Origin of the sequence: Pseudomonas sp. So3.2b (assembly GCF_019464415.1) — a bacterium.
Taxonomy (GTDB): domain Bacteria; phylum Pseudomonadota; class Gammaproteobacteria; order Pseudomonadales; family Pseudomonadaceae; genus Aquipseudomonas; species Aquipseudomonas shahriarae.
On record NZ_CP080494.1, the window covers coordinates 5,507,049 to 5,529,587 of the forward strand.

The 22,539-nt window shown below is 60.4% G+C and carries 22 protein-coding genes and 1 pseudogene; 10 read left to right on the forward strand and 13 right to left on the reverse strand.

From position 1 onward, the window contains the following. Window positions 1-144 precede the first annotated feature (144 nt). Window positions 145-513 (forward strand): PilZ domain-containing protein, encoded by a 369-nt coding sequence (locus K1X80_RS24795; RefSeq protein WP_057441134.1) that lies wholly within the window; start codon window positions 145-147, stop codon window positions 511-513. A 126-nt stretch (window positions 514-639) separates the two neighbouring features. Here the strand turns inward: K1X80_RS24795 and radA are convergent, their stop codons facing one another. From radA to K1X80_RS24810, 3 genes are all read right to left on the reverse strand, one after another. Then, window positions 640-2,007, reverse strand: a complete 1,368-nt coding sequence (radA, locus tag K1X80_RS24800; protein ID WP_057441136.1) for a DNA repair protein RadA — start codon at window positions 2,005-2,007, stop codon at window positions 640-642. A 35-nt stretch (window positions 2,008-2,042) separates the two neighbouring features. Further along, window positions 2,043-2,573, reverse strand: a complete 531-nt coding sequence (locus K1X80_RS24805) for an ankyrin repeat domain-containing protein (protein WP_186625038.1) — start codon at window positions 2,571-2,573, stop codon at window positions 2,043-2,045. A gap of 78 nt (window positions 2,574-2,651) precedes the next feature. Beyond that, window positions 2,652-4,193, reverse strand: coding sequence for a catalase (locus K1X80_RS24810; RefSeq protein ID WP_220172541.1), 1,542 nt, complete (start codon window positions 4,191-4,193; stop codon window positions 2,652-2,654). Between the two features lie 287 nt (window positions 4,194-4,480). Between K1X80_RS24810 and mscL the strand changes: the two genes are divergently transcribed. After that, entirely contained in the window at window positions 4,481-4,897 is a 417-nt protein-coding gene (gene mscL / locus K1X80_RS24815; RefSeq protein ID WP_057441140.1) for a large-conductance mechanosensitive channel protein MscL, read from the forward strand. 56 nt (window positions 4,898-4,953) lie between these two features. Here mscL and K1X80_RS24820 read toward each other — a convergent pair whose 3' ends face one another. Next, window positions 4,954-5,730: a ferredoxin--NADP reductase gene (locus tag K1X80_RS24820; protein WP_057441142.1), complete on the reverse strand. Its 777-nt coding sequence runs from the start codon at window positions 5,728-5,730 to the stop codon at window positions 4,954-4,956. Window positions 5,731-6,186: 456 nt separating this feature from the next. Between K1X80_RS24820 and K1X80_RS24825 the strand changes: the two genes are divergently transcribed. Together K1X80_RS24825 and K1X80_RS24830 are read left to right on the forward strand one after the other, a co-directional pair. Further along, complete coding sequence (locus tag K1X80_RS24825; RefSeq protein WP_057441143.1) at window positions 6,187-6,897, forward strand: LuxR family transcriptional regulator; 711 nt, start codon at window positions 6,187-6,189, stop codon at window positions 6,895-6,897. Between the two features lie 176 nt (window positions 6,898-7,073). Next, window positions 7,074-8,198: a class I SAM-dependent methyltransferase gene (locus K1X80_RS24830; RefSeq protein ID WP_220172542.1), complete on the forward strand. Its 1,125-nt coding sequence runs from the start codon at window positions 7,074-7,076 to the stop codon at window positions 8,196-8,198. A 49-nt stretch (window positions 8,199-8,247) separates the two neighbouring features. On the opposite strand, the gene K1X80_RS24835 is transcribed toward K1X80_RS24830, so the two are convergent. From K1X80_RS24835 to K1X80_RS24845, 3 genes are read right to left on the reverse strand one after another with little or no spacing between them, the layout of a single operon-like run. Next, entirely contained in the window at window positions 8,248-8,415 is a 168-nt protein-coding gene (locus K1X80_RS24835; RefSeq protein WP_081044180.1) for a DUF2474 domain-containing protein, read from the reverse strand. A gap of 12 nt (window positions 8,416-8,427) precedes the next feature. After that, complete coding sequence (gene cydB / locus K1X80_RS24840) at window positions 8,428-9,435, reverse strand: cytochrome d ubiquinol oxidase subunit II (RefSeq protein WP_057958376.1); 1,008 nt, start codon at window positions 9,433-9,435, stop codon at window positions 8,428-8,430. 3 nt (window positions 9,436-9,438) lie between these two features. After that, window positions 9,439-10,878, reverse strand: a complete 1,440-nt coding sequence (locus K1X80_RS24845) for a cytochrome ubiquinol oxidase subunit I (protein ID WP_057444394.1) — start codon at window positions 10,876-10,878, stop codon at window positions 9,439-9,441. Between the two features lie 343 nt (window positions 10,879-11,221). Between K1X80_RS24845 and K1X80_RS24850 the strand changes: the two genes are divergently transcribed. Next, a complete protein-coding gene (locus K1X80_RS24850; RefSeq protein ID WP_057958374.1) occupies window positions 11,222-12,454 on the forward strand; it encodes an MFS transporter in 1,233 nt (410 codons plus the stop codon). A gap of 14 nt (window positions 12,455-12,468) precedes the next feature. On the opposite strand, the gene K1X80_RS24855 is transcribed toward K1X80_RS24850, so the two are convergent. Then, window positions 12,469-12,915 (reverse strand): DUF4879 domain-containing protein, encoded by a 447-nt coding sequence (locus tag K1X80_RS24855; protein ID WP_169990511.1) that lies wholly within the window; start codon window positions 12,913-12,915, stop codon window positions 12,469-12,471. Between the two features lie 211 nt (window positions 12,916-13,126). Between K1X80_RS24855 and K1X80_RS24860 the strand changes: the two genes are divergently transcribed. After that, window positions 13,127-14,422 carry an NCS2 family permease gene (locus K1X80_RS24860; protein WP_032861840.1) on the forward strand — a complete coding sequence of 432 codons (1,296 nt, stop codon included), beginning with the start codon at window positions 13,127-13,129 and terminating at the stop codon, window positions 14,420-14,422. Further along, window positions 14,419-15,498 (forward strand): tRNA (uridine(54)-C5)-methyltransferase TrmA, encoded by a 1,080-nt coding sequence (gene trmA / locus K1X80_RS24865; protein ID WP_128592783.1) that lies wholly within the window; start codon window positions 14,419-14,421, stop codon window positions 15,496-15,498. Before K1X80_RS24860 ends, trmA begins: the two co-directional genes overlap by 4 nt. 79 nt (window positions 15,499-15,577) lie before the next feature. Here trmA and K1X80_RS24870 read toward each other — a convergent pair whose 3' ends face one another. The 3 genes and pseudogenes from K1X80_RS24870 to K1X80_RS24880 form a co-directional block, all read right to left on the reverse strand. Continuing rightward, window positions 15,578-16,015: a DUF2442 domain-containing protein gene (locus tag K1X80_RS24870; protein WP_057958372.1), complete on the reverse strand. Its 438-nt coding sequence runs from the start codon at window positions 16,013-16,015 to the stop codon at window positions 15,578-15,580. Then, window positions 16,012-16,440, reverse strand: a pseudogene (locus K1X80_RS24875) (DUF4160 domain-containing protein). The gene K1X80_RS24870 and the pseudogene K1X80_RS24875 overlap by 4 nt, the downstream one beginning before the upstream one ends. 89 nt (window positions 16,441-16,529) lie before the next feature. Continuing rightward, a complete protein-coding gene (locus K1X80_RS24880) occupies window positions 16,530-16,685 on the reverse strand; it encodes a hypothetical protein (protein ID WP_164844804.1) in 156 nt (51 codons plus the stop codon). Between the two features lie 279 nt (window positions 16,686-16,964). Between K1X80_RS24880 and aroQ the strand changes: the two genes are divergently transcribed. Together aroQ and K1X80_RS24890 are read left to right on the forward strand one after the other, a co-directional pair. Then, on the forward strand, window positions 16,965-17,402 hold the full coding sequence (aroQ, locus tag K1X80_RS24885; RefSeq protein ID WP_032861827.1) for a type II 3-dehydroquinate dehydratase: 438 nt from the start codon (window positions 16,965-16,967) through the stop codon (window positions 17,400-17,402). After that, a complete protein-coding gene (locus K1X80_RS24890; RefSeq protein WP_169959801.1) occupies window positions 17,399-18,253 on the forward strand; it encodes a shikimate dehydrogenase in 855 nt (284 codons plus the stop codon). Before aroQ ends, K1X80_RS24890 begins: the two co-directional genes overlap by 4 nt. A gap of 62 nt (window positions 18,254-18,315) precedes the next feature. Here K1X80_RS24890 and K1X80_RS24895 read toward each other — a convergent pair whose 3' ends face one another. Beyond that, window positions 18,316-18,981, reverse strand: a complete 666-nt coding sequence (locus tag K1X80_RS24895; RefSeq protein WP_057444392.1) for a TetR/AcrR family transcriptional regulator — start codon at window positions 18,979-18,981, stop codon at window positions 18,316-18,318. Window positions 18,982-19,052: 71 nt separating this feature from the next. After that, complete coding sequence (gene quiC, locus K1X80_RS24900) at window positions 19,053-20,948, reverse strand: 3-dehydroshikimate dehydratase QuiC (RefSeq protein ID WP_057958368.1); 1,896 nt, start codon at window positions 20,946-20,948, stop codon at window positions 19,053-19,055. Between the two features lie 255 nt (window positions 20,949-21,203). Here quiC and K1X80_RS24905 point away from each other — a divergent pair, with 255 nt between their 5' ends. Continuing rightward, entirely contained in the window at window positions 21,204-22,538 is a 1,335-nt protein-coding gene (locus K1X80_RS24905; protein WP_057441156.1) for an MFS transporter, read from the forward strand. The last annotated feature ends 1 nt before the right edge of the window (window position 22,539 follow it).

Here is a 22,539-nt window from a genome sequence, read left to right on the forward strand (position 1 = left end):
GACAGCCAGTCCGAGTTTAGCGCGCTGTGCCCTAAAGACCAGCCCCCTACGTTGGTCTAGAGCCTTGCCGGGGCGAAAAAAACAGAAATAAACGCCCGATAATGGCGCAAGGCTACAATCCCTGGACTAACAGAGGGTTTCACCATGAGCGACCAGCCGTCAGATCGACGCCGTTTTCGGCGGATTGCCTTCAATGCCAAGACCGAACTTAAGCAAAACGGCCAGCAATGGCCGGTGCAACTGGTGGATTTATCGCTCAAAGGGTTGCTGGTGCAAAAGCCTGCGCCATGGCTGGGCAAGGGTGACGAGCCCTTTGATGTGGACATTCACCTGGACGCCGACACCGACGTGAGCATGCAAGTGCGACTGAGCCATGACGAAAAGGGGCAACTGGGGTTCGTCTGCGAATATATCGACCTGGACTCGATCAGCCATTTGCGCAGGCTGATCGAGCTGAACCTGGGGGATGAAGAGGAGCTGCATCGGGAGCTGGGCGAGCTGCTGAACATCTGACGATGTGCACACATCAATGTAGGAGCTGGCTTGCCTGCGATGGCGGCGTGTCAGTCAGGGACGCAGCGACTGATTCGACACCATTGCAAGCAAGCCATCTCCTACAGGGTTCTGTGGTACTTCGGGTTATTCGAACAAGGCATCCAGTGCCTGTTCCAGCCGCGTCACCGCAATCACCTGCAACCCGGGCGGCGCCTCCTTCGGCGCGTTGCCCTTGGGCACGATGGCACGCTTGAAACCATGCTTGGCGGCTTCCTTGAGGCGCTCCTGGCCGCTGGGCACCGGGCGTACCTCGCCCGACAGGCCCACTTCACCAAATACCAACAGGTCATGGGGCAACGGCCGATTGCGTAGGCTCGACATGACCGCCGCCATCAAGGCCAGGTCAGACGCGGTTTCCAGCACCTTGACGCCGCCGACCACGTTGAGGAACACGTCCTGGTCATGGGTCGGAATCCCGCCATGGCGATGCAATACCGCCAGCAACATCGCCAGGCGGTTCTGATCCAGGCCCAGGGTCACGCGGCGCGGGTTGGCCAGATGGCTGTCGTCCACCAAAGCCTGGACTTCCACCAGCATTGGCCGGGTACCTTCCCACGTTGCCATCACCACGCTGCCCGGTACTTCTTCCTGGGCGCGGGTCAGAAAGATCGCCGAAGGGTTGGAGACTTCTTTCAGCCCCCGGTCCGTCATGGCGAACACCCCCAGCTCGTTGACCGCGCCAAAACGGTTTTTCACCGCCCGCAACAGGCGCAGGCGCCCATCGGACTCGCCCTCGAAATACAGCACCGTATCCACCATATGCTCCAGCACGCGCGGGCCGGCCAGTGCGCCTTCCTTGGTGACATGGCCCACCAGGAAAATCGCCGTGCCGCTCTGTTTCGCGTAACGCACCAGCAACGCCGCACTTTCCCGCACCTGGGACACCCCTCCCGGCGCCGATTGCAGTTGCTCGGTGAAGATCGTCTGGATCGAGTCGATCACCATCACCTTGGGTTTTTCCACGCGGGCGGTGGCGATAATGCTTTCGATACAGGTCTCGGTCATGACCCGCAATTGGTCCTGGGGCAAGCCCAGGCGGCGGGCGCGCATGGCCACCTGTTGCTGGGATTCTTCGCCGGTGACGTACAGGGCTGGCATGCGGCTGGCGATGCTGCACAGGGTCTGCAAGAGGATGGTCGACTTGCCGATGCCCGGATCGCCACCGATCAGCACCACCGAGCCGTCCACCAGGCCACCACCGAGTACCCGGTCGAGCTCGCCGGACGCCGTGGAAAAGCGCGGGATTTCCTCGACGCTGACTTCCGCCAGGGTCTTGATCTGGGCTTGTTGCCCGGTCCAGCCGGAGCGCCCGCTGGGAGCTGCGGCGCCACCGCTTTCAATCATGGTTTCCGTGAGGGTGTTCCACGCCCCACACTCGCCACACTGGCCCGCCCATTTGGGAAAGGTCGCGCCGCACTCTGTGCAGCCGTACATGCGCTTGGCCTTTGCCATCTGAGAACCTCCAACCGAAAAACCGCGATGATAGCTCAGCGTGGCGCTGCGGTACGGATTTCACCGTTGGCCAATCGTGTAGCGCTGTTGCCCAGCGGGTCTTCGGCATTCAGGTCGGCGCCCTGGGCCTTGAGCGCATCGAGCAGTTCGACGCGCTTGAACAGCCCGGCATACATGGCCGCCGTCTGTCCGGCGCCGTTGCGTTGGTCGGGGTTGCAGGCGGTGCCCAGCAAACGCCGGGCAATGCGCAACTCGCCCTTGAAGATCGCGCCCATCAGCGCCGTATTGCCGCGTTTATCCTGCACACAGGCATCGGCACCGGCTGCCAGCAGTTGCTCCACGGCCGGTTCGTGCCCGTGATAGGCGCTGAGGATCAGCGCGGTGTAGCCCTTGTCATCGACGGTATTCAGGGAATAGCCGGATTCGATAAAAGTCTTGAGCATTTCCACGTCGCCACGTCGGGCAGCGTCGAAGTAGTAATCCTGTAACTGCGCCTTGAGGGCCTGCGGGTCGGCGAACACACTCAAGGACCAGCAGGCCAGTAGTGCCCCTATAAAGTTACGCATCATCAACATCCTCTGCAGGTCCCTGTAGGAGCGAGCTTGAACTGGCGGCGACAAGCTCGTTCCTACAGGAGGGGTGGATTAGTCGGTCAGCTTTTCAGCCAGTGCCTTGACCCGCGCCAGATCGCCCTTGGCCACTTTGGCCACGCCCGTGCCGTACTCCGGGTCGGCCTTGTAGAGGAATGACAGGATGATGTGCTTGCTGACGTCATCCGTGGTTGCCAGGGAGCCACCGAAGTTTTCGATCAAGTCCTGGCGCTCTTTCTTGCTGTAGGAACGATACAAGTCGCCCGCCTGCTTGAAGTTCTGCTCGCGCTGGATTTTCACCTGCTGGGTGCTGCCGGCCAGGGGCATCTGGCTGTAACGCGCACTTTGCGGCTCTTCCCGCGGCATCAGGCGGCTTGGCTGGTAGTTCACGCCCGTGCTGGTCTTGCCAAAGTTCATCGCACCATCCTGGTTGCCGTTATTGACGGTGACCCGTGGAGCGTTGATCGGCAGTTGCAGGGCATTGGCGCCCAGACGGTACATTTGCGTATCGGCATAGGAGAACACCCGACCTTGTAACAAGCGGTCCTCCGACGGTTCGATACCTGGTACCAGGTTGGCCGGGGCCATGGCCACTTGCTCGGTTTCCTGGAAGACATTGGCCGGATTGCGGTTCAGCACCATTTGCCCGACTTTGCGCTCGGGAACATCGGGCCAGATCTTAGTGGCATCCAGGGGATCGAAATCAAACTTGGCCAGTTCTTCAGGCTTGAGCACTTGCACATACAAGTCCCACTTGGGGAAGTCGCCCTTGTTGATGTGAGTAACCAAGTCGTTGGTCATATGGCTGTAATCACGCCCTTGCACTTGCACGACCTCCTTGGGGTCCAGGTTCTTGATGCCTTGCAGGCTCTTCCAGTGAAACTTGACGTAGTGCACTTCACCCTTGGCATTGATCAACTTGTAGGCATGTACGCCATTGCCGTCCATCTCCCGGTAACTGGCCGGTGTGCCGGAGTCCGAGTACAACTCGGTGAGGGTGCGGGTGGACTCTGGAACATGGGAGAAGAAGTCGAAACGACGGGAGTCGTCATCCAGGTTAGTGCGCGGGTCGGGCTTGAAGGCATGCACCATGTCCGGGAACTTGATGGCATCGCGGATAAAGAACGTCGGGAAGTTGTTGCCGACCAGGTCCCAGTTACCTTCGGAGGTATAGAACTTGGTGGCGAAGCCGCGCGGGTCGCGCAGGGTTTCCGGGGAGTGGTTGCCGTGGACGACGGCAGAGAAACGCACAAACACCGGCGTGGCCTCACCGGCGGCAAACACTTTGGCCTTGGTCAGGTCGCTGAGGTTGTCGGTGACGGTGAAGGTGCCGTGGGCGCCGGTGCCGCGGGCATGCACCACGCGCTCGGGGATACGCTCACGATCAAAACGCTGCAGTTTCTGGATCAGTTGCACATCCTGCAGCAAGACCGGGCCGTTTGCGCCGGCGGTCTGCGAGTTCTGGTTATCACCCACCGCTGCACCATTATCGCGGGTCAGGTTGGCGGCACTGACGGCTAACGACAACAGGCTGGTACTGGCAATCAAAAGCACATTGCGCGCAGCAATAGACCTGCGACTAATAAGGTTTTTCATCATGCAATCCTCTGGTTTTTTTAATGCACTTTTATGGGTGCTTGCCAGAGGCTAGTGATGCTGACGCCAGAAGATAAATAGAAAACCCACACCATCACGATTAAAAAAATAGTGTGGTAAGGCCCTGAAATAACGGGTATTTCGCGCGCGACTGATGGCACTTTGCAAACTATTTGCGTTTTAATGTGTCGATTACAACGAACAGTGTTAACCGTTGTGTCGAGCAAGCTCTTGCAGACTGATTTACACTGAGTTCCTCTCCTCTCAACTGTAACAAGGAATAACCTATGGGCGTGATCAGTGAGTTCAAGGCCTTCGCGGTCAAAGGTAATGTGGTCGACATGGCGGTCGGTATTATCATCGGCGCCGCCTTCGGCAAAATTGTTTCGTCCTTTGTAGGCGACGTGGTGATGCCGCCTATCGGTCTGCTGATCGGCGGTGTGGACTTCGGTGATCTGGCAGTAACGCTCAAGGCGGCCCAGGGCGATATTCCGGCGGTGGTCCTGGCCTATGGCAAATTCATCCAGAGCATCATCGACTTCGTGATCGTCGCGTTCGCGATCTTCATGGGCGTCAAGGCCATCAACCGCCTCAAGCGTGAAGAAGCGGCTGCGCCAAGCCTGCCACCGGTGCCCACCAAGGAAGAGGAATTGCTGGGGGAGATCCGCGATCTGCTCAAGGCCCAGAACAACAAGCCGCTGTAGCCGATCCGCAATACCTGTCAGCTACTAAAAAGGCGCCTCTCACCGGGCGCCTTTTTTTACCAGTAGTTTTCTACCGCCACCTGCCCTGGCCGACGCGTCAGGCTTAACTGCATATCGCGTTGCTTGAGCAATTGCCGGGTGTCATCAATCATCTGCGGGTTGCCGCAAATCATCACCCGCGAATGTTCCGGTGTCAGCGCCACGCCTGCCGCGCGTTCCAATTCGCCATTTTCGATCAGGGTGGTGATACGCCCATTCAATGCCCCTGGGTGCTGCTCCCGGGTGACGATGGGCAGGTAGGTGAGTTTATGGGCGTGTTCGCTCAGGTACTCACGCTCAGCCAGTTCCTTGATAAGGGTCTGGTAAGCCAGCTCCCTGGCTTCCCTGGCGCTATAGACCAGGATAATCCGCTCGAATTTTTCCCAGACTTCAAAGTCCTGCAGGATCGACAGAAACGGCGCAATCCCGGTGCCCGTGCCCAGCAGCCACAAGTCGCGGCCATCGACAAAGCGGTTCAGGGTCAAGAAACCCGTGGCCTGTCGCTCCACCAGCAGCTCATCACCCACCCGCAGGCGGCTCAACTCACTGGTGAACTCACCGCCCGGCACCACAATCGAGAAAAACTCGAGGAACTCGTCGAAGGGCGACGACACCACCGAATAGGCGCGCCACACCAGGCTTCCATCGGGCTTGGTCACACCCAGGCGCACAAACTGCCCGGCGACAAAGCGAAAACCCGCGTCGCGAGTGGTCCGCAGGGTAAACAGGCTGGGGGTCAACGACTGCACATCAAGCAAGGTCTGGCGTGTGAATTTTTCCGCACTGGCCGTCATGGGGGGCTCCGGTCTACAGGTAACCCCTAGTGTGGCCCAAAGCGGAGCCTGGAAACACCGCTGGTTTGTAGTGACATCCATCCAGGTGATTTATCCGCGCAGAAAAGCCGAACGCCCTACGCTTGAATATAAAAAAACAGAGCGATAGCAATATGATTTCAACTAAAAACATTTAGCTATTACCTTCTCCCCACAGGCGCTGCTTCCCACTAACAACCATCGGTGCCACGCCGCCAGGCTTTTCGGCAAGCCAATGAAAAATATGTATTAAATCTGAATCACGGCCACCACCCGCCACGTCTTACAAGGCGCGAGGAAGATTATTAACAATAAGAAACGCCCTGCTAAGTGCGAAAATTCCCACCCCAGTTTTGCATGCTGTCCTACACTCGATTCGGTGACGCTATGAGGACGTGCGTCGCAAACAATCAGCGTGAAACTCAGGGAGTGTTACCGATGGTCAACTGGCGAAACACACGATTACCCAAACTTGAAGGTGAAGATGAGGTAACGACGATGTTTGAAGCCGCTCTGAACATTACCTATGAGCTAGGTTTTGAATATTGCGGTTTTATCATGGGCTCCAATGCTCTCTACCGCCCTAACAGAAGTATCCATCTCAACAACTATCCGGATGAATGGAACAAAATCTACAAAACAGAAAACTACTTTGAAATCGACCCTTTGGTTGTTCACTGTAAGCGCGATGTGCTGCCGCTTGTATGGGAAGAGAAAACCTTTTCCGCAGTACCTGACATGTGGGCTCACGTACAAGCCCAAGGCCTGAATTTCGGCTGGGCCCAGTCGGTGCACGATTTCCGGGGCTTCTTCAGTATGATCAACCTGGGACGACGCAAGGGGCCGGTGCAGGCCCATGAGCTCTATGAAAAAGCGGGCCAGGTTCTGTGGATATGCCATGCCTTGCATGCCGTGGCGGCGCAAACCTACAGCCTGGGGCCGACTTTCCAGTGCCCCACCAAACTCACCAGCCGCGAGACAGAGATCCTGCAATGGTCGGCACTGGGCAAAACTGCGGCTGATATCGCCACAATTCTCTGCCTATCGGAACGTACCGTCGGTTTTCACATCAGCAGTGCGATGAGGAAGCTGGGGGTCAGCAATAAAATCGCCGCCGTGATCAGCGCCGTGAGAAACGGTCTTTTTTAAGCGCAACCGGCTCAAATCCTCTTGAAAACACCGAATGTAATCCCGGAGAAAAAAACGTAACATTTACGGCCAGTTCTGAGTGATGACGCCGCTCGTCAAAGCCCGCGTCGCAGTCCACTCAGAAGGTTCCTCGCCTAGCCTGGAACACCCGTCGATTATCCAGAGTTTCCCCCGCCATGCCCCTGCTCGATAGCCCCTTCGCCCAACTCGACCTGATCCGCCAGCCCGAGCAGCCAAACGAACCGCTGCAAGCCTTCGATGCGGCTGACGGGTATCTGCTCGCCTACCTGGCCGAGCAGCAACCGGCCAGCAGCACCCGCGTGCTGGTGCTCAATGACAGCTTTGGCGCGCTGGCGGCCAGCCTTGAAGGGCAGATGCGTGTCACCACCAGTGGTGATTCGTTTCTAGGCACCCAGGCGTTGCAAAAAAACCTGGTGCGCAACCACAAGACCTTCGATGCCGTGTCGTTCGTGCCTGCCAGCCAAGTGCCGAGCGGGCCCTTCGACCGCGTGCTGATCCGAGTGCCGAAAACCCTGGCGCTACTGGAAGAACAACTGATCCGCCTGCAGGGCCAACTGGCGCCCGGCGCCGAAGTGATCGCAGGCGCCATGGTCAAGCATCTGCCCCGCGCCGCCGGTGAACTGCTGGAGCGCTACATCGGGCCGATGCACGCGTCGCTGGCAGTGAAAAAGGCCCGGTTGCTGATTGCCACCCTGGCTGATCGGCCCCGGGTGGTCTCGCCCTACCCCACGCGTTATCGCCTGGACGCGCCGGCCATCGAGCTGCTCAACCACGCCAATGTGTTCTGCCGTGAAGGCCTGGACATCGGCACCCGTGCCTTTCTGCCGCACCTGCCATCCAACCTGGGCAGCGCCCGCGTGGCGGACCTGGGTTGCGGCAATGGGGTCCTGGCCATCGCCAGTGCCCTGCAAAACCCCGAGGCGCAGTACACCTTGGTGGACGAATCCTATATGGCTGTGCAATCGGCCGCCGAGAACTGGCGCGCGGCGCTGGGTGAGCGGCCAGTGACGATTCGCCCCGGCGACGGCCTGGCGGACCAGGAGCCGCAATCGTTGGACGTGGTGCTGTGCAACCCACCGTTCCACCAGCAACAGGTGGTGGGGGACTTCCTCGCCTGGCGCATGTTCCAGCAGGCCCGCGAGGCACTGGTGGTGGGCGGCGCCTTGTATATCGTCGGCAACCGTCACCTGGGTTATCACAGCAAGCTGGCGCGGCTGTTCCGTGGTGTGGAGCAGGTAGCGGCGACGCCCAAGTTCGTGATCCTCAAGGCACGCAAGTAAACCCAGGCAAAAAAACCCTCCGTGAGGAGGGTCATAAAGGTGCGGGATGTCAGTGGGTGCTCAGGCCCGCGGCGTTCATGAACATGCGCATCAGGCTGGCCACCACGAACAGGGCCAGGACGCTGCCGGTCCAGATCATCGCCAGCCAGCCCAGGCGCTGCCACAGCGGCTTTTTCTCGGCCTGTTCGATCTCGTCCAGTGAAGGTTTACCGGTCATGGTCCAAGCCTCCTAGTGATAGCCGTCTTCATGGGTCACCTTGCCGCGGAACACGTAGTAGCTCCAGAAGGTGTAACCCAGGATGAAAGGGATGATGAACAGCGTGCCCACCAGCATAAAGCCCTGGCTCTGTGGCGGCGCGGCAGCCTCCCAGATCGAGACCGAAGGCGGGATGATGTTCGGCCACAGGCTGATGCCCAGGCCGCTGTAGCCCAGGAAGATCAACACCAGCGTCAACAGGAACGGCGCGTAATGGGCGTTGCGGGCCACGGCACGCACCAGCGCATACATGGTCACCAACACCAGGATCGGCACCGGCAGGAACCAGAACAGGTTCGGCAGGGTGAACCAGCGCGAGGCGATGTCCGGGTGGGCCAGGGGCGTCCAGATGCTGACAATGCCAATCACCGCCAACACCACGAACGCCAGGGGCCGCGCCAGGTTGTGCATCTGCTCCTGCAACTTGCCTTCGGTCTTCATGATCAGCCAGGTGCAGCCCAGCAGCGCATACGCCACGATCAGGGCCACGCCGCAGAACAGGGCAAACGGCGAGAGCCAGTCCAGTGAGCCGCCGGCGAACTGGCGGTCAACCACCGGAATGCCTTCAATGAATGCCCCCAGTGCCACGCCCTGAAAGAAAGTCGCCGCCAGCGAGCCGCCGATAAACGCCTTGTCCCATAGGTGGCGTTTGTCATCCTTGGCCTTGAAACGGAACTCAAAAGCCACACCACGGAAGATCAGCCCGATCAGCATCAGGATCAGCGGCAGGTACAGCGCCGAGAGCACCACCGAGTAGGCCAGCGGGAACGCGCCGAACAACGCCGCGCCCCCCAGCACCAGCCAGGTCTCGTTGCCGTCCCACACCGGGGCGACGGTGTTCATCATTACGTCACGGTCGGTCTTGCCCGGGATAAACGGGAAGAGAATGCCGATCCCCAGGTCAAAACCGTCCATGACCACGTACATCATGATGCCGAAGATGATGATCACGGCCCAGATCAGCGGAAGATCAATACCCATGACTCAATTCCCCTTGTTCAGAGTGTCGCCGTGATCGGCGTCGCCGCTGTCATCGGCCGCCGACAATGGGCGCGCCGGGGTGCGTTGCTGCCCGGGGCCGCCGTGGGCCGGTTCGGTGCTTTCGTGGGTGACCGGGCCTTTGCGCACCAGGCGCATCATGTAGCCCAGGCCGGCACCGAACAGAGCGAAATACACCACCACAAACAGGGCCAGGGTGATGCTCATCTGCACAAAGCTGTGGTTGGAAGAGGCGTCCGCCGTGCGCATCAAGCCGTAGACCACCCAGGGCTGGCGCCCGATTTCGGTGGTGAACCAGCCGGCCAGGATCGCAATCAACCCCGACGGGCCCATCCACAGCGCCAGGTACAGGAACGGTTTGTTGGTGTACAGCCTGTCGCCCTTGCGCAGCCAGAGACTGAACAGGCCGGTGAAGATCATCAACAGGCCCAGGCCGACCATGATGCGGAACGACCAGAACACGATGGTCGAGTTGGCGCGATCCTCAGGCGGGAACTCCTTGAGGGCCGGCACTTGCTTGTCCAGGGAGTGGGTAAGGATCAGGCTGCCCAGGTAGGGGATTTCCACTTTGTACTTGGTGCGCTCTTCCTTCATGTCCGGCCAGCCGAACAGGATCAGCGGGGTCGGCTCGTTACCGACGTTTTCCCAGTGCCCTTCAATCGCCGCAATTTTCGCCGGCTGGTGCTTGAGGGTGTTGAGGCCGTGGAAGTCACCGATCACCGCCTGGATCGGCGCAACGATCAAGGCCATCCACATCGCCATCGACAACATGGTGCGGATCGCCGGGTTGTCCTTGCCCCGCAGCAGGTGCCAGGCCGCCGAGGAGCCGACGAAGAACGCGGTGGCGACAAACGCTGCCGTGGCCATGTGGGCCAGGCGATAGGGGAACGAAGGGTTGAAAATCACCGCCATCCAGTCGGTTGGAATCACCTGACCATTGACGATTTCAAAACCTTGGGGGGTCTGCATCCAACTGTTGGAGGCGAGGATCCAGAAGGTCGAGATCAACGTACCGACGGCCACCATCACCGTGGCAAAGAAGTGCAGCTTGCGCCCGACCTTATTCCAGCCGAACAGCATCACCCCAAGAAAGCCGGCTTCGAGGAAGAACGCGGTGAGTACTTCATAGGTCAGCAAGGGCCCCGTGACGGAGCCGGCGAAGTCCGAGAAACGACTCCAGTTGGTACCGAACTGATAGGCCATGACCAGGCCCGAGACCACCCCCATGCCGAAGTTGACGGCAAAGATCTTCGACCAGAAATGGTAGAGGTCACGGTAGGTATCGTTGTGGGTCTTGAGCCACAGACCTTCCAGCACCGCAAGGTAACTGGCCAGGCCAATGGTGATGGCCGGGAACAGGATATGGAACGAGATGGTGAATGCGAATTGAATTCGGGCGAGATCTAGCGCCTCCAAACCGAACATAAGTCTTCCTCTGTCAGGTAATACCGGCTGCTGGCTGGGGGCCTGCACCCACTGCCCCCACGGATATGGAGTGTGGCGAATTGCAATTCGTTCTTTTTTTACCAACCACGTAGGGATTCTGGCCTGTTGGCCGCCACACCAGCGCTGCAATCAGCATTGATCTGGATCAAGCATCGATGAAAGAGTAGTCCCATTTTCCAGGTTGGACTGTGTGGTCTTTTGCCGCGTGACAGGTTGACTCAGCGAAATAGATGTCTTGCTAAGGATATTTCTTTTCCAGCAACTATTTGTTACAGCTTGATGCTAATCTCGGCGCTTCCCAGGTTCAGTCCAGTCCTTGCCGATGCCCAGTGAAACCCCGCTGCTGTTACGTCATCACCGCCCTTTCATCGCGTTCTGGCTGGCGCGGATTTTTACCGCCAGCGGCTTCCAGATGCTCACCGTGGCCATCGGCTGGAACCTCTACCAACTGACTGGCAATGTGCTGGACCTGGGGCTGGTGGGCCTGGTGGAATTTGTGCCGCGGGTGCTGTTTATGCTGCACACCGGGCATGTGGCGGACCGTTATGAACGGCGTAAAGTCGCTGCCATTTGCCAGACGTTGCAAGCATTGATTGCTCTGGCGCTGGTGATTGGCAGCCTGACGGACAATGTCACCCGCGAGATGATTTTTATCCTCGCCTTCCTGCTGGGCTCTGCCCGCTCCTTCGAAATGCCCACAACCCAGGCCCTGCTGCCGAGCATCGTGCCCAGCGCCCTGTTCCCTCGGGCAGTGGCGGCGGCGCAGTCGGCCCAGCAATCGGCAACCATCGTCGCGCCGGCCCTGGGCGGCCTGCTTTATGCCTTCGGCAGCGCCTGGGTGTATGGCCCGACGGTGCTGCTGTACCTGATTGCCTGCATGCTGACCCTCAACCTCCCCGCGCGGCAGACCCCGCTGAACAAGGGCAAGGCCACCCTCGACTCGCTGCTCGCCGGGATTCGTTTTATCCGCAGCCGGCCGGACATCCTCGGGGCAATTTCCCTGGACCTGTTTGCCGTGTTGTTGGGCGGCGCCACGGCGTTGCTGCCGGTGTTTGCCAAGGACATCCTGTTGACCGGCCCCTGGGGCCTGGGGCTGCTGCGCTCGGCTCCGGCAGTCGGCGCGCTGTTGATGTCATTGTGGCTGGCACGGTTTGCCGTGGACCGGCGTGTGGGCCGGGTGATGTTTACCGCGGTCGGCGTGTTTGGCGTGGCGACCATTGCCTTTGGCCTGTCCACCTCGTTCTGGTTCTCCCTGGCGGTGCTGGTGGTGCTGGGGGCGGCGGACATGATCAGCATGGTGATCCGTGCCTCATTCGTACAGCTGGAAACCCCCGATGAAATGCGCGGGCGGGTCAGCGCGGTCAATGGGCTGTTTATTGGCGCGTCCAATCAGTTGGGCGAATTTGAGTCCGGCGTCACGGCCCACTGGCTGGGCACGGTACCCGCCGTGGTGCTGGGCGGGGTCGGGACGCTGGTGGTGACCGGGGTGTGGATCAAGCTGTTCCCGACCCTGGCCAATCGGGACCGCATGCATATGCCGGCCGAAGCGCCCTGAACCTGCAGGAGCCATCACTGGATGCGTAACTGAGTCACCAGGGTATTGCGGGGCGCGTTGATCGACGTGTTGCTGTACTCGAACCAGCCTGCGGCGCGGATATCCACGTCAAATACATAGATGTAGCCCATCAATGTACCAGCGCCATTGCAGGCCTGGCTGACGGAGCCGACCTGGCAAATCGCCGTCTTTTGTCCCGCAAGCCGCGCCCCATCAAAGGTCGCGATGGAATTGTTGCCCAGCCCCACTTCCATCACCGAGACCCGCGTCGCCCCACGGTGCTGGCACTGCCGGGTACGGTCGGCGCCCTCGGCGATGGACTCGCTGCAGCCCTGGGACTGCACCTGGAACACCCGCACTTCGCTCAAGGCCGGTGCAGGCGCGCCCCACGCCGGTGCCACCGCCAGCCACAGGCCGAGACAGGCGAACGGAGCTAGACTCCACGCGATGGCTTTTTTCATGCTCTGGATGACCCTGGACTGAACGTCGACGGAGTATGCCTCAAGGCCACACTCAACAAAACCGAGGCCGGGCGCCACAGGTCGTCGACCTGCTGGTATGATGCGCCGCTTTTTCCGATCCTCTGTAGAAAACACGCGGCGCTTGGCGCAGTTTGTGCTTTGACTTTGAGGTCAACAAATCACGGCGCCGAATGCGCCACAGGGAGCAGGCATGCTGGAAAAGCTGTTTCAACTCAAGGCACACAACACTAACGTGCGTACCGAGATTCTGGCCGGTATCACGACATTCCTGGCCATGGCCTACATCCTGTTCGTCAACCCGAGCATTCTCGGCGAGACCGGCATGGACAAGGGCGCGCTGTTTGTCGCCACCTGCCTGGCAGCGGCCATCGGCTCGACGATCATGGGTCTGATCGCCAACTACCCGATTGCCCTGGCACCGGGCATGGGCCTGAACGCCTTCTTTACCTACACCGTGGTCCTGCACCTGGGCCATACCTGGCAGGTGGCGCTGGGTGCGGTATTTATCTCTGCCGTGCTGTTTTTCCTGCTGTCGATCTTCCGCATCCGCGAATGGATCATCAATGCCATCCCCCTGCCCCTGCGTTCGGCGATTGCTGCCGGTATCGGCCTGTTCCTGGCGCTGATCGCCCTGCATAACGCCGGGATCGTGGTCAGCAACCCAGCGACCATGCTGGGCATGGGCGACCTGGCGAAGCCGGCACCGATCCTCGCCACCCTGGGTTTCTTCCTGATCGTGGCCCTGGAAGCGCTAAAAGTGCGCGGTGCAGTACTGATCGGCATCCTCGCGGTGACCATCGCCGCCATCGCGCTGGGCGTCACCCCCTTTGGCGGCGTGGTATCAATGCCACCTTCCCTGGCCCCGACCTTCCTGCAACTGGATATCGCCGGCGCCCTGGACGTGGGCTTGATCAGCGTGATCTTCGCCTTCCTGTTCGTGGACCTGTTCGACAACTCCGGCACCCTGATCGGCGTTGCCAAGCGCGCCGGCCTGATGGGCAAGGACGGTCACATGCCGAAAATGGGCCGCGCCCTGATCGCCGACAGTACCGCAGCCATGGCCGGCTCGCTGCTGGGTACCTCGACCACCACCAGCTACATCGAGTCGGCTGCTGGCGTGAGTGCCGGTGGCCGCACCGGGCTGACCGCCATCGTCGTGGCAATCCTGTTCCTGCTGGCACTGTTCTTCTCGCCGCTGGCGGCCAGCGTCCCGGCGTTTGCCACCGCCCCCGCGCTGCTGTTTGTCGCGGTGCTGATGACCTCGGGCCTGGCGGAAATCGACTGGGACGACATCACCGTTGCAGCGCCCGTGGTAATCACCGCCCTGGCGATGCCCTTCACTTACTCCATCGCCAACGGCATCGCCTTCGGCTTCATCGCCTGGACCGGTATCAAGCTGCTTACGGGCCGCTACCGTGAACTCAACCCAGCGCTGGTGATCCTGTCGATTCTGTTCGTGATCAAGCTAGGCTGGTTCCCCGCATGACTTTTGACGCAGCAAGTTACGCCCTGCAACTGCAAGAAAAGGTCACGCGCTTGCGTGACCTGCTCGCGCCGTTCGACGCGCCCGAGCCGCAGGTGTTCGATTCGCCCCTGCAGAACTTCCGCCTGCGCGCCGAGTTTCGCCTGTGGCGCGAAGGGGGTCAGCGCCATTACGCGATGTTCTCCCAGGATGACAAGCGCACGCCGATCCTGATCGAAGAATTCCCCATCGCCAGCCTGCGCATCAACCAGTTGATGCCGCAACTCAAGGCCGCCTGGCAAGCCAGCGCTGCCCTGAGCCACAAACTGTTCCAGGTGGAGTTCCTCACCACCCTGGCCGGCGACGCGATGATCACGCTGTGCTATCACCGCCCGCTGGACGAGCATTGGCACACGGCGGCCAACAAACTGGCTGCCGATCTGAACGTCAGCATCATCGGCCGCTCCAAGGGCAAGCGCGATGTGATCGGCCACGACTACGTGGTCGAGAAACTCGATGTCGGCGGTCGCACCTTCAGCTATCGTCAGCCCGAAGGTGCCTTCACCCAGCCCAACGGCACGGTGAACCAGAAGATGCTCAACTGGGCCTATGGGGCCCTCGGCGATCGCAGCGATGACCTGCTGGAGCTGTATTGCGGCAACGGCAACTTCACCCTGCCCCTGGCCACCCGCGTGCGCAAAGTGCTGGCCACCGAGATCAGCAAGACCTCGGTCAACGCCGCCCTGAGCAACCTCGATGAAAACGCGGTGGATAACGTCACCCTGGTGCGCCTGTCCGCTGAAGAACTGACCCAAGCCCTGAACGAAGTACGGCCGTTCCGACGCTTGCACGGTATCGACCTCAAGAGCTACGCGTTCGGCAGCGTCTTCGTCGACCCGCCCCGCGCAGGCATGGACCCGGACACCTGCGAATTGACCCGGCGCTTCGAGAACATCCTGTACATCTCCTGCAACCCGGAGACGCTGGCGGCGAACATCGCGCAACTGCACGACACGCACCGCATTACCCAGTGTGCAATGTTTGACCAGTTCCCGTGGACCCACCATATGGAATCAGGCGTGCTGCTGACCCGGCGCTAACCCTCGGCCCCGGCACACCTAGAAAAATGTGGGAGTGGGCTTGCCCGCTCCCACATAAGCCCACTCCCCCGGCTGTGCATCACTCCTCCTTGCGTGGCCGCCCGCCCTTCTTGCCATTAGCACGGGCGGCTGCGGACTTGGCGGCGCTGGTTTTACGGCCGTTGCGCGATGCCACCATGCTCGCCGCCAGGTCCATCAGGGGCTGACTCGTAGCGACCAGGCCAGTGATGGAAACATGCAGATCACGAGCTTCACAGCACAGTGCCTTGCCGCCAAAACCGACCTCCAGCGCCTGGAAGTCCTGCGCAGAAAAACCTTCGAATTCAGAGAGACCGGCCACCGGCAACAGGATGCGGCTGCCGTCGCCGAAGCCGATGGAAATGCAGTCGTCCTGGTAGTGCACGGAGCTGGCATTGGCGTACACCCGCTTGAGCTTGCGCCCACGGGCCACGGCCTTATCAACATCGGCGTCAGTGATCGGTGCATCAGGCCGGACTTTGGCTTTTACCGTTTTCATAACTCAATCTCCACGGATCCTGGCGCCCTCACCAGGTTCAAGATGGTTCGCCGCCCCGCCACATCGTGCCGGGCCCTGGCGATCACGTAGACACCTCGCCGGATGACCAACCCCGGCACGACCTCGTCGGCCTCCCAATCCCAGGAATGGTTCTCCAGGCAGACTGTTTGCAGCTTCTCCCACCAGATCCTTTGTGCCCGCGCCAGATAATGCGGCTGCATCAAGGTCTGGCGAATGCCTTCCAGAACGCTAGTGGCTGGTCACCGCCGCTCGGGATACACATCCCACAACGCCACGTCCCCATCCAGGAAACTGAAGCGAAAACGCGCATCCCAGTCCTTGCCCATGACATGTACGTGCGGCGGGCAATGCTCATCCCTGAGCAACACTGCAATCACATATCCCTTGTAAGTGCCTACTTTCATCGTAACCCATCCGTTAGGTTATTTGTCGCCGACCAATGCTTTATCCAGCCCCAGCCGACAGCCGGCCTCTTCAAATTGCCAGAGCTGCCTCACAGACTAGTAACGACTGGCACCGCTTCAAATGCCGGGTTGTAACCGCAGATGCCCAGGCGGTCGTCGTTGAAAAACAGCCCCTCCTTGAACACATTGACGCCCATCTCCCAATCCCGCGACTCTTCAGCCTTGAGATACGGGCTGGGAAACACCCGCTCTGCCGAGTTGCCGCCATGGGGGCGACCGGTCAGTGACCTGGCCCTTGAGCGCGGTGCTGCGGATCCCGGGGGATGTAAAGCAAACAGGCGGGCATCTTAAGTTTTGTCGAGAATGGTTTCCAATTGACATCAACTCTTGGACAGTCCCGACAGGCTGCATTCACCGTTCGATAATCGAACGGTTATCTGCAGCACCGCGCTTGGCCAATTGACCAAATTAACCATTCAGTACATTTTGTCTCCATCCATAAAAACAACAGTGGAGACACCCCCATGCCGCCTATTGTGCTGGTCCTCAACGGCCCCAACCTGAACCTGCTCGGCACCCGCGAACCGGCCACCTATGGCCACGAGACCCTGGCTGACGTCGCCGCCCTATGCGGGCGTAGCGCCGAACAGTTCGGGCTGAAACTGGAATTTCGCCAGACCAACCACGAAGGCGAGTTGCTGGACTGGATCCATGGCGCCCGCGCTCGTTGTGCGGGCATTGTGATCAACCCGGCGGCCTGGACCCATACCTCGGTGGCCATTCGCGACGCCCTGGTGGCCAGTGAACTGCCGGTGATCGAAGTGCATTTGTCCAACGTGCATGCCCGCGAACCGTTCCGTCATCACTCTTTCGTCTCGCCCATTGCCAAGGCCGTGCTCGCCGGGTTTGGCAGCCACGGTTATCACCTGGCCCTCGAGCATTTCAGCCGGGAGCTCAAATGAAACCGCGCATTCTTGCCGGGCTGATCGGCGCCGGCATCCAGGCGTCCCGCACGCCGGCCCTGCATGAGCAGGAAGGCGATGCCCAGGGTCTGCGCTACTTGTATCGCCTGATCGACCTGGACCCGCTGCAACTGGACAGCAGCGCCCTGCCCGATCTGCTCAAGGCCGCCGAACAGATGAACTTCACCGGATTGAACATCACCTACCCATGCAAGCAAGCGATCCTGCCGTTGCTCGATGAGCTGTCGCCCGAAGCCCGGGGCATCGGCGCAGTCAACACCGTGGTCTGGCGCGATGGCAAGCGCATCGGTCACAACACCGACTGCCTGGGTTTTGCCGAAGGGTTTCGCCGTGGCCTGCATGACGCTGCGCGCCAACGCGTGGTGCAGATGGGCGCCGGTGGCGCAGGCGCGGCGGTGGCCCACGCGCTGTTGGCCGAAGGTGTCGGCCAGTTGAGTATTTTCGATATGGATCACGACCGCGCCCAAAGCCTGGCCGCCAACCTCAACCAACACTTTGGCCCTGACCGAGCGTGTGCCGGCAGCGACCTGGGTCACGCGATGGCGGCGGCTGACGGCCTGGTCAACACCACGCCCATGGGCATGGCCAAGCTACCGGGCATGCCCGTGCCAGCAGCATTGTTGCGCGCGGATTTGTGGGTCGCGGAGATCGTCTATTTCCCGCTGGAAACCGAGCTGCTACGCAACGCCCGGGCGCTGGGTTGCCGCACCCTGGATGGGGGGAATATGGCGGTGTTCCAGGCGGTGAAGGCGTTTGAATTGTTCAGTGGTGAGAAAGCAGATGCACAAAGGATGCTCGCTCATTTCCAGAGCATGAATACTTCACTGTAGAAACCGGATCCTAATGTGGGAGCTGGCTTGCCTGCTCCCACACAATTGAATTCGGCGGTGGATCAGGCCTGCAGGTAACGCAGCACCGACTCGCAGATCATCGCCCGATGCCGCTGCTTGATTGCTTCATCCGACAATTCGATCTGAAAAATCTCACTGAAGGTATGCCGGTTGGATACCCGGTAAAAGCTGAACGAGTTGATCAGCAAATGCACATCCAGCGGCTCCAGCCCAGCGCGGAACACCCCCAGCTCCGCGCCCCGGCGCAAGGTCGCGCCCAGTGCTTCAAGGATATTGCTGTTCATCGCCTTGATCGCATCCGACTGTTTCACATACTCGGCGTTGTGAATGTTCTCGATGCTGACAATCCGCACAAAATCCACATTCTGGTCGTGGTGGTCGAAGGTGAATTCCACCAGGCGCCGGATTGCTTCACGGGGTTCCAGTTCAGTGAGGTTCATCCGGGTTTCGGTGTTGCGGATATCCCCGTAGAGCTTTTCCAGGACCTCGACGTACAGCTGTTCCTTACTGCCGAAGTAGTAATAGATCATGCGCTTGGAGGTGTGGATGCGCTCAGCGATGGCATCCACCCGCGCCCCCGAAAGCCCCTGCTGCACGAACTCGACAATGGCTTCTTGCAGAATGTTCTCGCGGGTCTTTTCCGGGTTGTTCTTGCGGCTCTTGCGCGGCGCCAGGGAGACGTCGGGCAGTTCGGAGGTCGGGGTCATGGTGCGCTCACGGCCATTTATGCAGGCCGTGATTATGGGCTGCCATGCCGTACGAAGGAAGCGGCAACGCCCTACAGCCTGGCCTGGCGCACTGCCCCACTGCGCGACTTGGCCATCGCCGCCAGGCGTACCGCCACATTCGCGGCGCCATAGCCGGCGTAACCGTTCTTGCGCTGGATAATCTCGAAGAAAAACCGCCCTTCAAAGGGTTCGGTGTACACGTGAAACAGCTCACCGCCCTGGGCATCACGGTCGTACAACACGTTGTAGTACGCCAGCTCGCTGAGGAACTGATCGTCGAAATCAAAACGCGCCGCCAGGTCATCGTAGTAATTGAGTGGGATATCCAGCAGCGGCACGCCCACCTCCTTGGCCCGGCTGACCTCGGCGAAAATATCCGCGCAATCGAAGGCAATGTGATGCACGCCCGAGCCACGGTAGCTGGATAACGCGTGGGAAATCGCCGTGTTGCGGTTCTCGGAAATATTCAGCGGCAAGCGGATCGAACTGCAACGGCTGCGCAGCGCCCGGCTCTTGACCAGGCCGTAGGGGTCCGGCAACACCACCTCATCGTCGGCCTCGAAATCCAGCAGGCTCTTGTAGAACAGCACCCAACTGTCGAGGCTGTCGGCCGGCAGGGCCATGGCCATATGGTCGATGCGCAGCAGCCCGCCGCCGCCGGTGCTGGCGGCCTGCAGGTTGAAATCAGTGTGGTAGATCCCGCCGGCGTGCTGGTCCACCAGGTAGATCAGGCTGCCATCCGGCGCGCGTACCGCCGCCAGCTCCAGCTCATTGGGCCCGACCAGCCCGCGATAGGGTTGGCCCTTGTAGGCCACCGCCCGTTCCAGGGCCTTGGCACTGTCCTTGACGCGAATCGCCGTGGCGCACAACGACGGGCCATGGGCCTCGAAAAAGTTGTGGGCAAAGGAGTACGGCTCGCAGTTGAGGATCAGGTTGATATCGCCCTGGCGCAGCAGGCTCACGCTCTTGGAACGGTGCTGCCCGGCCTTGACGAAGCCCAGGCGTTGCAGCCATTGGGTCAGGCGGGCGCCGAGGTTTTCATCCACCGCAAACTCGAGGAATTCGATGCCGTCGTACTCGCTGGCAGCCGGGGTCTCAAACAGGATATCCAGCGGCGCGGCCTGTTGCTGCAGGCGTTGGCGGGTCTTCTCTTCCAGGTACAGCAACGAGCGCAAACCATCCGCCGCGTTGGCCCGGGTGGGTGCGGCGCGAAAGCCATCGTTGAAAATCTCCAGGGACAGCGGCCCGGTGTAGCCACTCTGGATGATCGGCGCGAGAAAACCCGGCAGGTCGAACTCGCCCTGGCCGGGGAAGCAGCGAAAGTGCCGGCTCCACTCCAGCACGTCCATGGCCAGCAGCGGCGCGTCGGCCATTTGCACAAAGAAGATCTTGTCGCCAGGGATCTGGGCGATAGCCGTCGGATCACCCTTGAGCGACAAGGTATGAAAACTGTCCAGCAACACCCCGAGGCTGGGGTGGTCAATCTCGTGCACCAGTTGCCAGACCTGTTGCCAGGTGTTGACGTGCCGCCCCCAGGCCAGGGCTTCATAGCCAATGCGCAAGCCACGGCGCCCGGCGTGTTCGGCCAACAGGCTGAGGTCATCGCGCAGGATCGAATGTTCGCCCGTGGAATCGGCAGAAGCATTGCTGCACACCAGCACCAGGTCGGTGCCCAGCTCCTGCATCAGGTCGAATTTGCGTTCGGCCCGTTCCAGGTTGCGCGCCAGGCGGTCGCGGCGACATCCTTCAAAATCACGAAACGGCTGGAACAACGTGATGGCAATGCCCAGATCGGCACACATCTGCCGCACTTCACGCGGGCTGCCGTCGTAATACAGCAAGTCGTTCTCGAAGATTTCCACCCCATCGAACCCGGCCGCAGCAATGGCTTCGAGCTTTTCCGGCAGGGTGCCGCTCAGGGAAACAGTGGCGATGGAACGTTGCATGGGGTGACTCCCGGCAATGATGGGTGGTCTTGTTTGCAGCAAATTATTGGCCGCGCGCGATAAAGCAGCAATTCAAAATGTACCAATCAGTTAGTTTTTCGGGCGATTATCGAACACAATGGCGATTGGCGAATTGACGATTTTTTAGCCACTGCGCACCATCGAATGCGCATCCAGGGCCGCTTTTTTTAAGGCGCAAACCTGTGATCAAGACCCAGAACACACCATAAAAATTTCAAAAAACGGGTACCTCTCATGCCTTCGCAAAATTCCGCCGTGGCCCCGCGCCCTGGCAACCCGCAAGCGGCCATTGGCGACAAGATTCGCGGCGCCCTCGCCGTCGGCAAAACCCGCTGGGGCATGTTGGCCCTGGTGTTTTTCGCCACCACCTTGAACTACATCGACCGCGCCGCTCTGGGCGTGATGCAACCGATCCTGGCCAAAGAGATGAGCTGGACGGCGATGGACTACGCCAACATCAACTTCTGGTTCCAGGTCGGTTATGCCATTGGTTTTGTGCTGCAAGGCCGGCTGATCGACCGCGTCGGCGTCAAGCGTGTGTTCTTCTGCGCGGTGCTGCTGTGGAGCATCGCCACCGGCGCCCACGGCCTGGCGACTTCGGCGGTGGGCTTTATGGTCTGCCGCTTTATCCTCGGCCTCACCGAAGCGGCCAACTACCCCGCCTGCGTCAAGACTACCCGCCTGTGGTTCCCCGCCGGCGAGCGCGCGGTGGCTACCGGGATCTTCAACGCCGGCACCAACGTCGGCGCCATGCTCACGCCAATGCTGTTGCCACTGGTGCTGCATGTGTGGGGCTGGCAGGCTGCATTTTTATGCATGGCTGCCCTGGGTGGGATCTGGCTGGTGTTCTGGGGCCTGAAGTACTACAACCCCGAAGACCATCCGAGCGTAAAACAGTCGGAACTGGACTACGTGCAACAGGAAGTCGAGCCCGAACAACCCCGCGTGCCCTTCAGCCGTATCCTGCGCATGCGTGGCACCTGGGCCTTCGCCATTGCCTACGCCCTGACCGCCCCGGTGTTCTGGTTCTACCTCTACTGGCTGCCGCCGTTCCTCAACCAGCAATACAGCCTGGGGATCAACGTGACCCAGATGGGTATCCCGCTGATCATCATTTACCTGACGGCAGACTTCGGCAGTGTGGGCGGCGGGATTCTGTCCTCGTTCCTGATCGGACGCGGCATGCAGCCGATCAAGGCGCGCCTGCTGTCGATGCTGCTGTTTGCCTGCTGCATCGTCGGCGTGATCATGGCCGCCGGCTCCAGCCAGCTGTGGGTCGCAGTGTTTGCCATCTCCCTGGCCATCGGCGCGCACCAGGCCTGGACCGCCAATATCTGGAGCCTGGTGATGGACTACACCCCCAAGCACATGATGAGCACGGTATTTGGCTTTGGCGGGATGTGCGCGGCTATCGGCGGGATGTTTATGACGCAGATCGTCGGCCATATCCTGACCGTGACCAATAACAACTACACCGTGCTGTTCACCCTGATCCCGGCGATGTACTTCATCGCCCTGACCTGGATGTACTTCATGGCGCCGCGCAAGATCCCCACCGTCGCGGTGTGAC